The organism is Microbulbifer bruguierae, from assembly GCF_029869925.1.
GTDB classification, from domain to species: domain Bacteria; phylum Pseudomonadota; class Gammaproteobacteria; order Pseudomonadales; family Cellvibrionaceae; genus Microbulbifer; species Microbulbifer bruguierae.
Map to the genome: position 1 here is coordinate 2,553,392 of NZ_CP118605.1, position 14,109 is coordinate 2,567,500.

6 protein-coding genes and 2 rRNA genes are annotated in these 14,109 nt (G+C 54.7%); 5 read left to right on the forward strand and 3 right to left on the reverse strand.

What is annotated here, in order from left to right:
• Position 1 precedes the first annotated feature (1 nt).
• From PVT68_RS10610 to PVT68_RS10620, 3 genes are read left to right on the forward strand one after another with little or no spacing between them, the layout of a single operon-like run.
• Positions 2-1,189, forward strand: a complete 1,188-nt coding sequence (locus tag PVT68_RS10610) for a BatA domain-containing protein (RefSeq protein ID WP_280317851.1) — start codon at positions 2-4, stop codon at positions 1,187-1,189.
• Entirely contained in the window at positions 1,182-3,425 is a 2,244-nt protein-coding gene (locus PVT68_RS10615) for a hypothetical protein (RefSeq protein WP_280317853.1), read from the forward strand. The genes PVT68_RS10610 and PVT68_RS10615 overlap by 8 nt, the downstream gene beginning before the upstream one ends.
• A complete protein-coding gene (locus tag PVT68_RS10620; protein WP_280317855.1) occupies positions 3,422-5,155 on the forward strand; it encodes a hypothetical protein in 1,734 nt (577 codons plus the stop codon). Before PVT68_RS10615 ends, PVT68_RS10620 begins: the two co-directional genes overlap by 4 nt.
• Before the next feature lie 74 nt (positions 5,156-5,229).
• Here PVT68_RS10620 and PVT68_RS10625 read toward each other — a convergent pair whose 3' ends face one another.
• Entirely contained in the window at positions 5,230-7,020 is a 1,791-nt protein-coding gene (locus PVT68_RS10625) for a serine hydrolase domain-containing protein (protein ID WP_280317857.1), read from the reverse strand.
• Between the two features lie 287 nt (positions 7,021-7,307).
• On the opposite strand from PVT68_RS10625, the gene PVT68_RS10630 reads away from it, so the two are divergent.
• Positions 7,308-9,350 (forward strand): winged helix-turn-helix domain-containing protein, encoded by a 2,043-nt coding sequence (locus PVT68_RS10630; protein WP_280317859.1) that lies wholly within the window; start codon positions 7,308-7,310, stop codon positions 9,348-9,350.
• Positions 9,351-9,404: 54 nt separating this feature from the next.
• A complete protein-coding gene (locus PVT68_RS10635; protein ID WP_280317861.1) occupies positions 9,405-10,256 on the forward strand; it encodes a carbon-nitrogen hydrolase family protein in 852 nt (283 codons plus the stop codon).
• Between the two features lie 570 nt (positions 10,257-10,826).
• Here PVT68_RS10635 and rrf read toward each other — a convergent pair.
• Positions 10,827-10,942: ribosomal RNA gene (gene rrf / locus PVT68_RS10640) — 5S ribosomal RNA — on the reverse strand.
• Between the two features lie 222 nt (positions 10,943-11,164).
• Positions 11,165-14,046, reverse strand: a 23S ribosomal RNA gene (locus PVT68_RS10645).
• Positions 14,047-14,109 lie beyond the last annotated feature (63 nt).

Consider the following 14,109-nt stretch of genomic DNA (forward strand, 5'->3'; position numbering starts at 1 on the left):
TATGTCGTGGCCCCACGTTTTGTTGATCGAGTCCCCCGTCTGGCTGTGGTTATGCGCCTCACTTGCGATCCCGGTAGTGATTCACCTGTTGCGCCGCAGCAACCCCCGGGAAATTACCTTTGCGGCGGTGCACTGGCTGCAACAACAGCGCCACCGACGCTGGAAGAAACTGTTTCTGCGCGACACGTTATTACTGCTACTGCGGCTATTGCTGCTCCTCCTCCTGATTCTCCTGCTGGTGCAGCCATTTCTGTTGCGGGATGCGCAGCCTTCAGACCAGGTGTTGTTGGTGGATCCGCAAGTTACTCCGGAGTCTCTCGCAAAATTTCTGTCGCAGCACCCCCAGATACATAAAAGTTTCTGGCTGCAGGCAACGCCCACCGCCACCGCCAGTGCGCGACCGCAGGCGACAGATCTCTGGCAGACGCTGTCACAGCTCGCTGGCGTCGGCGAATTCCGGTACGCGCATATCCTGCTGCACAACGCAGTGAATCCAGACGGATACGATACCCTGCGCGTCAGTCCCCACTGGCAGTGGCATTCGGTAAAGACCGATGCCGCAGATACGGCCCCCACGCCACCCCGGATTGCCCAGTTGGGCGAGGGCCCCACATGGCTGGCACCGGTGATCCAACAACTGGCAGAAGGCCCGCTGCCTGGGCTTGCACTGGAACAATATCCCGCTACCGCATTGCTGGATGCACAGGATATTGACTGGGTCATTTACGATACGCCCGGCGCATTGCCGGAACACCTGCACCAATTCGTGGAGAACGGCGGCCTGCTAATTACCGATAGGCGGGTAACCGGTGCAACGGCGTTGAAATTTTTCGAACGGGAAGCAGACAGCGAACTCGAGGCCAGTGCGATCGGACGCGGTAGCTGGCTGCGCTACCGCGGCGACTGGCACCGCGAAGATTTTTTTCAACGTGCGCAACTGCCGCCGTCATTATGGCGGCACTGGTCCACACAAGATTGGCTCTGGCTACGGGATTCACGCGGCCGTTGGTCGATCGACACCGCTCAGGGATTCCCGGGAGTCGCAGTTGCCGATTCCGAGGTAATGCAGCAGTTTGCGAGCCCCCTGCGCAATGCCCTGCTACTGGCGTTCGCGCTGTTGCTAATGCTTGAACGCTCGGTGGCACTTTCTCGATCCGCTGCCGTGTCTGGAGGTGGCGAACGTGAGTAAGGTGCTTAATCGCAACATCTCGCCCGTGCTGAACAAGGCTCTATGGCGCTGGTATCTGTCCGGCCTGCTGCCCTATGTTTTTCTCAGCTACCTTGGCGGCGGCGTCGCCTGGCTGTGCCAGCAATACTTATCAATGCCAGCGTGGATTCTCCCTGCAAGCCTGGGGGCTGTAGCACTGGCATTACTTGGCGATCCCCAATGGCGGCCATCGCGCTCGCAAATCTGCACCAGACTGGACGCGCGCTACCCCGCACTACAGGACAGTTGCCACCTGCTTTTGGCAGATACACAAACCCTGGCCCCGGTAGCCCGGCTGCAGCAGCGACGCGCAATCGCGGCATTGCAGCAACTGACGGAAAGCGGTGCCCTCAAAGCGTTCGGCCCGCATCAGCTGCGCAGTCCCTTACTCGCTGCGGCCGGTGCAGTGATCGGCCTGCTGTTCTATTCAATTGCCGGACAGTTCAGCGGATTGGCCACTGGCAATACTATCGACAATAACCGCCATGAAGCCCGCCCCGGGGAAACCGGGGCATCCCCGATCAGCGACGCCAGCACAAGCATCGAACCCCCGGCCTACACCGGACTTGCACCCCACAGCGGCACGCTGGAACTGGAAACGGTGGAAAGCTCGCGCATTACCTGGCGTATTACCCTAAATAGCGCGGCAGACGGACTACAGATGCTGGCCGCAGAGGAAACGTTGTCATTTAACTCTGCCGATGCCCTGCCCAGCCGCCACTGGCAACTGACTCGTACACTGACCGAGTCCGACTTCTACCAGCTGGCAATCACACCCGCGGTCGCCAAGAGTGGGGATAGCGGTCAGGTTCTGTTACCGGATTTGTACAATATCAATATCACGGCCGATCAGGGCCCCGAATTCGCATTCGACTATCCTCAGGACAACGTCACCATCGTCAATCTGGAACCAGGCGCAGAATCTTCGCTACTGAATGTCAGCGTTGCAGTGACCGATGATTTCCAGGTGGTGGAAACAGACCTGCTACTGACCCTGGCTAGCGGGAGCGGTGAGAATGTGCGCTTTCGCAATGAACGAATAAAGCTCCACCCCCAGAGTGTTAATGGCACACAGAAAGCTTACCGTTTTGCCATCCCGGTAGATCGCTATCAAATTGAACCCGGTGATGAGCTCTACTGGTATCTGGAGGCCAGTGACAATCGCACCCCCACCGCAAACGTGGTGAAGAGTCAGCATTTCATCCTGCGCTGGCCCCAGGAGGAAATTTTTGGCCTGAGCGATACCGAAGGTATGGCGATCAAGATACTGCCGGAATATTTCCGCAGTCAGCGACAGCTGATTATCGATACTGAAGCTCTGCTGGCAGATCAGGAAAGTATCAGCGCTCAGGAATTCCGCAAACGTTCAGAGTCTCTTGCCTACGAGCAGAACCTACTGCGCATGCGCTACGGTCGCTTCCTCGGCGAGGAGGATTCAGCCATGGAACACGGCGGTGATACCCATGAGGCCACTGCCAACGCACACGAGGACGAAGAAGGTCACACTGAAAAAGGTCACGATGATGGCGAGGCTCATCACGACAATCACGAAAAATCCAGTGCGACATCGCAACAGTTCGGCGATGCCAGTGGTGTGATCGCCGCCGTCGGCCACGCGCACGACAGTTCCGAACATGCCACGTTGTTCGACCCGGAAACCAAGGAACTACTGCGCAGTGCCCTCAATGCCATGTGGAGTGCATGGCGGGACCTCTCGGTGATCGAGCCCCGCGCTTCCCTGCCCTATCAGCACAACGCGCTGCGTTATATCAAGCAGGTGCAGCAGGCGTCCCGTATTTATCTGCAGCGGGTCGGCTTTGAAACCCCACCTCTGGATGAAACCCGGCGACTCTCTGGCGAACACGATCAGACTCCGCCGCCAAGAGTCGATCGCGATGGTGAACACGCCGAACGCGACCAGCTACTGGCGATGTTGACGCAGGTACAGCGCGGCGAGCCCCTTGATGAACAAATTGAAAGTACGCTGTGGCAACTGCAATCGCTACGTCAGGACAACGCCCTACAGATCACACTGGCCAAGCACCTGCGTCGCTACCGACAACAGCCAAACTGCAGCGATTGCCGCCAGCAATTGTCGGCGTTTCTTTACGCTCTGTTACCCGCACCAAAGGCGACGCCCACCCTGCCCCGCCACCGCACAACATCCGGTAGTTACACGGCGTGGCTGCAGCAATCCGCGGGGGAAGTAAAGCGATGAGCGTGTTCTCCGCTATTTGTGTACTCGGATTGGCTATATCCCTGTGGTTGACGTTGCGTCAGCGAGGTCCTGTATCCCGGCGTGCCATCGGTGTGTTGCTGCAGTCTGCAATCTGGTTGCTGGTATGGGCGCTTTTCGAGCCCCCTTCGCTGCTGCCTCCAGAGACAGCGGTTACCCAGGAGGTCACTTTGACTCCCGGCATGGACACCCAACCGCCCCTGGAAAAACTTGCCGCGGCCAAGTCGCTGCGCGTTACCGGAGATGGCTTGTCCCGCGATGCGTTGCGGGACTTTCCACCGGTACGCCTGCAGGGCGAGGAAGTCACAGACAAACCGGGTTGGCAAGTCGCGTGGTCGCGGGAGGTGATCCTGGGGGAACCCCTGCAGCTGGATATATCGCTACAGGGCGGTTACCAGCGCCCGCTGAAACTCACCCTAGAAGACCCGTTTGGTGGCGCAGTGGATAGCGCGCAACTGGGCGCGGAAGATCGCCATGCGAAGATGCAGGCGTGGCCAAAGATGGTCGGTAACTGGCAGTACCGGGTGCGCATCGATGAAATCGCAGAAAACGATGAAGCCACAGCCGATACACAAGTTACCCCCATCGTCGCACGCAATGAGATACTGCCGGTAATCGTGCGCGAGGCACAAAACCCGCGTGTGCTGCTTTGGCTCTCTCGCCCCGGGTTTGAAACTGGCGCGCTGGCGCGCTGGCTGCGCCAGTCAGCTACGCCTACACAGGTAGTTACCCAACTGGCACCGGAGATGCAACGGCGCGAGACATTTAACGGTCAGCCATTGCGTAAAAATGACCTGTTGGCGGCCGACAGCCCCTTTGATCTGCTCATCCTGGATAGCCGCCTGTGGCCACAACTGAGCACTGCACAGCGGCGACAACTCGCGACGCTCTCGCAGTCAAAGTCCCTCTTGTGGCTGGTAGACAACGATAGTCCGCGGGGCTTTATCGATTACGCCAGCGCGCAGGGAATGCCGCTGGACAGCATCGCCGTTGCGTCTGCGGCCTATGGGACTGACACCGCTACCACAGCGCAACAAGCACCCACTCTGCAGCTCGCCGGGTTCAGGCCCCGAGAAATCCGCAGCGGCGATTCACGTCTTGCCACGGGTGAGCACACCCTTTACTGGGCTCGGGTACAGCCGCAGCAATCCCTGGGATTCGTGTTTTTTCGCAACAGTTATCGCTGGCAAACCGCAGGTTTAGCCAGCGAGTTTGCCCTTTTGTGGAAGCAGCTGCTTGACCACCAACTGGCGTTGCGGGGTACTTATGGCGAAATTACCCTGAGCACACCACTCCCGCGCGCGCAGCAGCGACTCACTCTTTGCAGTAGTGAATTCAGCGAAACACCGCCCGAGTTAAAGGTACTGGATCTGGATCAAAACGCAGAAAATGAAGCGCGCAACAAGCCACTGCAAACAGTCGCTGCCAGCAGCAGCGAGCAGGGGCGCTGTTACAATTACTGGCCCCAGCAACCGGGGTGGTACCAGCTCGGTACAACATCCTTCGCACTGTATGTTTTTGCGCAGGATGCCTGGAGCGAGTGGCAGACGGCAATCACCCGCACAGAGTCCGCACAGATGAGCAGCGCGCGCCTCGGCCCACAGCAACAGGTATTGGCGGACACAAAACCAATTCCACTATCCTGGATTGCTCTCGCACTACTGGCACTGCTGAGCATGACCTGGTGGCGAGAACGGAGCAGCCTGCGCTGATGTATTTGCGGCACCATGCCGCAGGCCACTCTCCCAAACCGAAGGTCAATTTCTTTCCGATTCAGGCCGGAAACTCAAGCCCACAAGCGAGTACCGATCAAACCGTAGCTGAGTAGGTATAAACCCAGGCTGACGTTCAGAAAAATCAGTAACGTTGCGTGACCGGACCAAAACCCAGCTTTCGCATCGAACCGCTCGCGATACCATATGCGCAGGCTCCACAGCGAACCTATTAAAAATACCACCGGGCCGGCGAAAACCATCAGCGAGGGAACGGTGACACTAGCCGATAACGCATAGGGCTCACTGCTGCTTATGCTCATCAGGATACCAGTCCCGGCCATCAGCAGACCCGTTACCGGTAACAGTGACCATCTCCGCAAACTGCTATCTGCTCGCGATAACCCACGGCGGAAAAGCTTCCGTACCAGCCAAATCAGTGAGTGAACCAGCCCTGCGAGTATCGCCACCAACCAGGTAGCCAGCAACACCATTGGTGCCAGTGCAGTAACGGCGTTCGTTTTCTGTAACGTCATGGGCCCGTAATGGACGACATGACCAGCGAGCGGGTCTTCGGTTTGTACCAGTGCTGCACGGCCGGTAAATGGCTGTAGGTACTGGCCGCTTTCGGACACCTGCAATGTGCGCGGTGCACCGCCAAGTACCGGCGACAACGCCAGTTCCGAATCTGCCACGGAAATTTTCCAGGGCATCAAACTGTTCGCAATACGGAATCGATCAGCAACCGGACTGATTGACCGATAGAAACCCGCCAGCGTGGAATCGGCTTTAGTCGCCACAGCCGGCACTACAACGTTCTCAGTGTCCTGCCCACCATCACCATATTCGGTGAGCAGTTTGTGGATCTGCGCGGTAGCGGTACTGTTGCCGTTAGTCAGTACGACGTGCCCTAAATTACCGTGAGGCTCATAAACGACCAGGGCGCGTGCGCCCGGCAATGCACCTTCGTGTCCGTACAACACCACACCTTTATGATGGAATGAGGTAAGCCCCATACCCCAACCAACTTGCAAGCCCGCATCAGCGGCCTGGGAGCCACTGGGTTGCTCCATCGTCCGCACCAAGTATTCGGGGAGTATACTTTCTGGCCCTGCCTGGTTAGGGCTCTGCATAAAGCGCACAAATTTAATCATGTCCTCCAGGCTGCCATGCATACCGCCAGCTGCCCGATTGGGAAGATGCCAATATGGCAGTAGCTCGCTACCGCGATACAAGTCTGCCGCATTCAATCGGTACTGATCATCGAAGTAGTATCCGCTGTCGCCCATGGCAAGTGGACCGAAAAACTGTGTCTGCACATAATCCTCGAAGTGCGTACCACTGACTTTTTCCACCACATAGGCAGCCACCAGTGGCCCGGTATTGTTATAGGCCGAGCGGGTTCCCGGCACCCAGCGGGATTCTCGGGAGTGCGGGTGTAATGCAAGCACTTCCTTTGTGCTCAGCGGTTCGCCACCACGTCCGGTCAACTCCGGTCCATGGGGCGCATCCCAGCCACTGGTATGGTTCAACAGATGCACCACTCGCAGCGGATGATCCTTTTCCCACGGATTGTGAAATTCGATTTCTGGCGCCACATCCACCAGGCGGTCCTGGAGGGACACCTTGCCATCCGCCACCAATTTCATGATCGCAAGACTGACGAACACCTTGGACACCGAGCCAATACGGAAAATGGTATCCGGTTCTACACGTTCACGGCGTTCGATATTTTTAAACCCCGCGGTGTAGCGCCAAACGGAGCCATCGGGCTCAAATAGCGCAACTGCCGCACCCGGAGTGTGTGTCCGTCGCAATATCTGATCGATTTCATCGCCCAGCTGGCGGTGCTGCTCATCACTCAATGGTGGCGCCGCCCACACCTGACAGTGAAAAAGTATTATGAGCAAAAGCGCTGTTCTGAATCTCGAGACCATTACGGATCTCCTCCATCGTTAGCACAGCCACGACTGCCGGGCCCATCCCGATACCCATAGCTGTGTTTTAATGGCCAATAAATAGCGGTCGCCAAGCTGCTGGCGCAAAGGAACATTTGTGAACCTGTGTGAATATCTGGCCGGTATGCCGGTCACATTTGTTCACATGGGGTGTAACCTTCTGATTTATAAGAATTAACTGAGGTCCGGGTGCGGTGATCCAGAGATACAACATCGGCGATTATTTGTACGATCCTGCGCGCGGGATACTGAGCCGTGATGACACGGAAACAAAGCTTGAGCCGCAGGTAAACGGGTTACTGCAATTGCTGGCGGAGCACGCCGGTGACACCCTGAGCCGAGAATCCATCACCAACCATATTTGGCCAGAGCGTGTGGTAAGTGACGATGCATTGCGGGCAATGATCAAGAAGTTGCGCGATGCATTTGATGACAGTGCACGAGATCCTGACTACATCCGCACCGAACCCCTGAAAGGTTATCGATTGATTGCGCCGGTGCTACCCCACCACACCAGCGACGCAAAACACAGTAAATCCTTCCCGCGGCGTCTAAGCACGGCTTCCCCGATAATTGTGGGCCTAGGTGTTTGTGCCATTATTTTGGCTGGACTCTGGATAACTGGCGATCGCGAGCAGGGCAGTACCAGGGTAGAACTTCTCACACGTATGACAGGCTCAGAAGTGAGCCCGGACTACAGTCCCGCGATTAATCGTCTGGTCTTCTCTCACCGATCCAACAAAGACGACTTCCTTCAGCTGTATGTTAAAGATCTGGATACACAGCAGGTGCAGCGATTAACCTGGGAGTCGGCTAATTACGCCAATGCGCACTGGTCTCCAGATGGACAAGAGCTCGTTTACTCCCGCAGCCTTGGCAGTAAGCTGGAACATTATCTCGCCAGATTCGATCCAGACCAGGGGATAGTTGCAGAACAGCCCCTTTTAACTGATCAGCCTACGCGCCGCTACCTGCTTTCCTGGTCACAAACAGAACGAGCGGTATACCTGAAAGACGACCCCCGCCCAGGGATACCCGCAGGTATTTCCATACTTAATTTGGGGTCCGGGAAATTAGAGACGATTACAGCACCGAACGTACAAGGCGCTGGGGATATATTTGCCCGCGAATCACCGGATGGAAATATGCTTGCGGTACTCAGAGAAGTGGAGGCAGGCAAGCAGGAGCTTCTCATTCTGGACAAGACTACGGGTAGCCTGCTGCACACCAGAATTCTCAAACTTACAGCGAATCACCTGGCATGGTCAGAAGAAAGCAGTGAAGTCGTGATGAGTAATTTTTTCGGCGCCATGCAGGTTTTTCAACTTACGGCGAATGTGCTATCCGTGCTAAACCCACTACCCGACGGTATCAACGACGTTTTCCATCATTGCGGCCCTCAGTGCGTATATATGCGCCGACACAATGGAAATTTTCTCGACCTACAGGAGCAGCCGAATCCGTTTCTGAAGCGCCCGTTAATGGCCTCGCGCAACCTTGATCTACCAGGGGCGGAAGACTTTCCATTATTTAGTACAGATCAGCGCGGGCTCTATTTTCTTGCCAATACCGGATCTGAACTCCAATTAAAGTACAGAAGCCATCGCGGCAGTCCCGTGGAGATCTATAAATTTTCATCTGATGCCCGGGTGACAGCACTTACATTGAATTCCGCAGGAAGTCATATCGCCGGTGTCCTGAACGATAGGGTGTTCGTGATGAACCTCGAGACGCCATCCCTGGAGTTTATTTCCAGTGGTGCTGAGCTCGTTGGTTTCCCCAACTGGTCACCGGATGAGAGCGGCCTGCAGTTTTCCAAGCACGAAAAGGGAACCGTGAAGCTCTATAACTATGATCTGAAATCAGGAAAATCCACGTTGATCATACCGGGCTATCTCGCTGATATACGCCTGAGCAACGAACGGTTTTTACGCATTGATGCCGACAATAGAGCTTGGCTAATGGAGAAGGACCACAACCCGCACTTTATAGCTGAGCTGCCATCAGCCTCTCCAAATCGCTGGAAGGTGCGTGATGATTGGCTGTATTTCACCGCACATGAAGGTGATATGGCGTTAATGCACAGAGCCAGCCTGAGTAACGGCAAAAGCGAGCGCGTAGCACTTGCCAAAAATCGTTTCCGACTGAACTTTGACCTTAGCGAGCATAGTGAACGGGCACTGTTCGTAAAGTCCCTATTGGCAGAAAGTAATCTGGTTAAAGTTTCTCTAAATTGATCTGACAAACAGCATCCAAAAAATTTTGAACACAGATTTACAGGGAGTAACAGCGTGAAAAATGTCTGCGTCGCAGCGGTACAGATGGTGAGTGGCGATAACGTCAAAGACAATCTCATACGAGCGAAAAAGCTGGTGGCAGATGCAGCCAATCGCGGAGCCAAACTAGTATTGCTACCGGAAAACTTCGCGCATTTGTCCGGTACGGGGAGCTTTTCTGTTGCCGAGCACTTTGTCAGAGATGGAAATACCTGTGCCGAACTTCATCCCATTCAATACGCACTAAAAACGTGGTCTGCGGAACTGGGGATCTGGCTGGTAGGCGGTGCGCAGCCGCTCCTGGAGCGCCCGGACGGGAATCACACTGAAGGCGAACGTAGTCGCTCTGCGTGCCTTGTGTACGATGATCAAGGCCATCTACAGGCACGCTATGACAAGATGCACCTGTTCGATGTGGACGTCGCAGACGCTGCCGGTCGCTACCGGGAGTCTGCAACGATTGAAGCAGGAGAGTCCCCCTGTGTAGCAAACTCATCCTGGGCAGGGCTTGGGCTGACAATCTGTTTCGACCTGCGCTTTCCTGAACTCTATCGGCACCTGGCCATGGCTGGTGCCGAAGTTTTTCTAGTTCCAGCCGCCTTCACATATACCACCGGGGAAGCACACTGGATGACGCTGCTGCGTGCCCGGGCCATTGAAAATGGCTGCTATATCATTGCCGCCAACCAGGGCGGGTCACACTCCCCTAAACGTCGTACCTGGGGACATTCCGCGATCATTGATCCCTGGGGAGAGATTCTCGCAGAGGCCGGTGAGGGTGAATCTGTCATAACCGCCGTTCTGGATGCAGAGAAACTAACAAAAGTACGCCAAAGCATGCCTCTGCTTTCCATGCGCCGGTTGTAGGCGACGAGTTATACACAGTATTTCTCGGGGATTTTCTACCCATTTAAATTTGTACACAAATACCCACAGAGTCCGTTTAATTCGTGGATAAATTTATCCACTACGCCAATTTTACTCTCCGCTTCTTCTCTAAATCGCGGTTTACCCACAGAAATCATGGATAGAGCTGGGGATAAGCCGGGGATATTAAGCGTGGACCGCATGGCGTGGAGGTATTGGAAAACGTATAAAAAAGCGACGTTGGGAGTTTGTTCGGCTTAGGTTTTCGCACATAAAAAAGGGCCACCCGATCGGGTGACCCTTTGTTTTTTTCACGGCGGCGTAAAAAAGAAAAAGCCCTGACCGCGTTAGCGATCAGGGCTTTTGGAATAAAACCTGACGATGACCTACAGTGGGTGGCGAGCGGTGCTCGCCATCGCGGGGCGACGCCTTCGGCGCCCTAGCCTTTGCACCTTCGGTGCATGGCCTTTCACATGGCAGCACTTTGCGCTGCGAGGTAGTAAAAAAAATCATCGTATCCAAAAAACAAAACCCCCGCAGGATTCCCTGCGGGGGTTTTCTTTTTTAGATGCCTGACGATGACCTACTCTCACATGGGGAAGCCCCACACTACCATCGGCGATGTTGCGTTTCACTTCTGAGTTCGGCAAGGGATCAGGTGGTTCCACAACTCTATTGTCGTCAGGCAAACTGGCTTGGGTTGGCTTGGTCTTATGGGCTCTTTGCCCTGCGCTGCCGCTTGACTGTCCGTTTGCACTCGCTTTTTAGCGATAACAGTCAACCCAAATACTTCGGTAAAACATTCTGTAGTAATACACCGCAAGTCGATCAATCGAACACTGCGTCTCTCGGCTCACAATCCGCTGATCTCATTCGATCAGTCAATCGTTAGTAACCATCTCTGTTGTATGGTCAAGCCGCACGGGCAATTAGTACTGGTTAGCTCAACGCCTCACAACGCTTCCACACCCAGCCTATCAACGTGGTAGTCTTCCACGGCCCTTCAGGACTCTCAAGGAGTCAGGGAGATCTCATCTTGAAGGAGGCTTCCCGCTTAGATGCTTTCAGCGGTTATCCCGTCCGAACATAGCTACCGGGCAATGCCACTGGCGTGACAACCCGAACACCAGAGGTTCGTTCACTCCGGTCCTCTCGTACTAGGAGCAACTCTTCTCAAATCTCCAACGCCCACGGCAGATAGGGACCGAACTGTCTCACGACGTTCTAAACCCAGCTCGCGTACCACTTTAAATGGCGAACAGCCATACCCTTGGGACCGGCTTCAGCCCCAGGATGTGATGAGCCGACATCGAGGTGCCAAACACCGCCGTCGATGTGAACTCTTGGGCGGTATCAGCCTGTTATCCCCGGAGTACCTTTTATCCGTTGAGCGATGGCCCTTCCATACAGAACCACCGGATCACTATGACCTACTTTCGTACCTGCTCGTCATGTCTGACTCGCAGTCAAGCGCACTTATACCATTATGCTCATTGCATGATTTCCGACCATGCTGAGTGCACCTTCGTACTCCTCCGTTACTCTTTGGGAGGAGACCGCCCCAGTCAAACTACCCACCATACACTGTCCTCGATCCAGATCATGGACCAGAGTTAGAACCTCAAACATACCAGGGTGGTATTTCAAGGATGGCTCCACAGTGACTGGCGTCACTGCTTCAAAGCCTCCCACCTATCCTACACAAGTAGGCTCAAAGTTCAGTGCAAAGCTATAGTAAAGGTTCACGGGGTCTTTCCGTCTAGCCGCGGGTACACTGCATCTTAACAGCGATTTCAATTTCACTGAGTCTCTGGTGGAGACAGCTTGGCCATCGTTACGCCATTCGTGCAGGTCGGAACTTACCCGACAAGGAATTTCGCTACCTTAGGACCGTTATAGTTACGGCCGCCGTTTACCGGGGCTTCGATCAAGAGCTTCGCTTACGCTAACCCCATCAATTAACCTTCCGGCACCGGGCAGGCGTCACACCCTATACGTCCACTTACGTGTTTGCAGAGTGCTATGTTTTTAATAAACAGTCGCAGCCAACTGGTCACTTCGACCGCCAACAGCTTACGGAGCAAGTCCGATCACCGTCAGCGGCGTACCTTCTCCCGAAGTTACGGTACCATTTTGCCTAGTTCCTTCACCAGAGTTCTCTCAAGCGCCTTGGTATTCTCTACCTGACCACCTGTGTCGGTTTAGAGTACGGTTCACAATTGCCTGAAGCTTAGAAGTTTTTCCTGGAAGCAGGGCATCAACCACTTCGTCTCTTAAAGAGACTCGTCATCAGCTCTCAGCCTTAGGGACCCGGATTTGCCTAAGTCCCCAGCCTACTACCTTAAACATGGACAACCAATCGCCATGCTGGCCTAGCCTTCTCCGTCACTCCATCGCAGCAATTGCAAGTACAGGAATATTAACCTGTTTCCCATCGACTACGGCTTTCGCCCTCGCCTTAGGGGCCGACTAACCCTGTCCCGATTAGCGTTGGACAGGAACCCTTGGTCTTCCGGCGGGGAGGTTTTTCACCCCCCTTGTCGTTACTCATGTCAGCATTCGCACTTGTGATACCTCCAGCAGACCTCACAGTCCACCTTCAGCGGCTTACACAACGCTCCTCTACCATGCAACATAGTTGCATCCGCAGCTTCGGTTACCAGTTTGAGCCCCGGTATATCTTCCGCGCGGGCCGACTCGACTAGTGAGCTATTACGCTTTCTTTAAAGGATGGCTGCTTCTAAGCCAACCTCCTAGCTGTCTGGGCCTTCCCACATCGTTTCCCACTTAACTGGTATTTGGGACCTTAGCTGGCGGTCTGGGTTGTTTCCCTTTTCACGACGGACGTTAGCACCCGCCGTGTGTCTCCCGCGATTGCACTCCTCGGTATTCGGAGTTTGCATGGGGTTGGTAAGTCGGGATGACCCCTAGCCCAAACAGTGCTCTACCCCGAGGGTGAGACGCGAGGCGCTACCTAAATAGCTTTCGAGGAGAACCAGCTATCTCCCGGCTTGATTAGCCTTTCACTCCGATCCACAGGTCATCCCCTAATTTTTCAACATTAGTGGGTTCGGTCCTCCAGTTGATGTTACTCAACCTTCAACCTGCCCATGGATAGATCGCCGGGTTTCGGGTCTATTGCCTGCAACTAAACGCCCTATTAAGACTCGATTTCTCTACGGCTCCCCTATGCGGTTAACCTTGCTACAGACAATAAGTCGCTGACCCATTATACAAAAGGTACGCAGTCACAGAACAAGTCTGCTCCTACTGCTTGTACGTATACGGTTTCAGGTTCTATTTCACTCCCCTCTCCGGGGTTCTTTTCGCCTTTCCCTCACGGTACTGGTTCACTATCGGTCAGCTGGGAGTATTTAGCCTTGGAGGATGGTCCCCCCATATTCAGTCAAGATAACACGTGTCCCGACCTACTCGATTTCACTCAATGTGCCTTTTCGTGTACGGGGCTATCACCCTGTATCGCGGAACTTTCCAGATCCTTCCACTAAAACATAAAGAGCTTAAGGGCTAATCCCCTTTCGCTCGCCGCTACTCAGGGAATCTCGGTTGATTTCTTTTCCTCCGGGTACTTAGATGTTTCAGTTCCCCGGGTTCGCCTCGCATAGCTATGTATTCACTATGCGATACCTGTAAACAGGTGGGTTTCCCCATTCGGACATTCCAGGATCAAAGCTTGTGTGCCAGCTCCCCTAGACTTTTCGCAGGCTCCTACGTCCTTCATCGCCTCCAGCTGCCAAGGCATCCACCGTATACGCTTAGTCGCTTGACCATACAACACAAACGACTACTTACGACTGGACGCGCATTGACTAACGCTTACGTCATGTTTCCA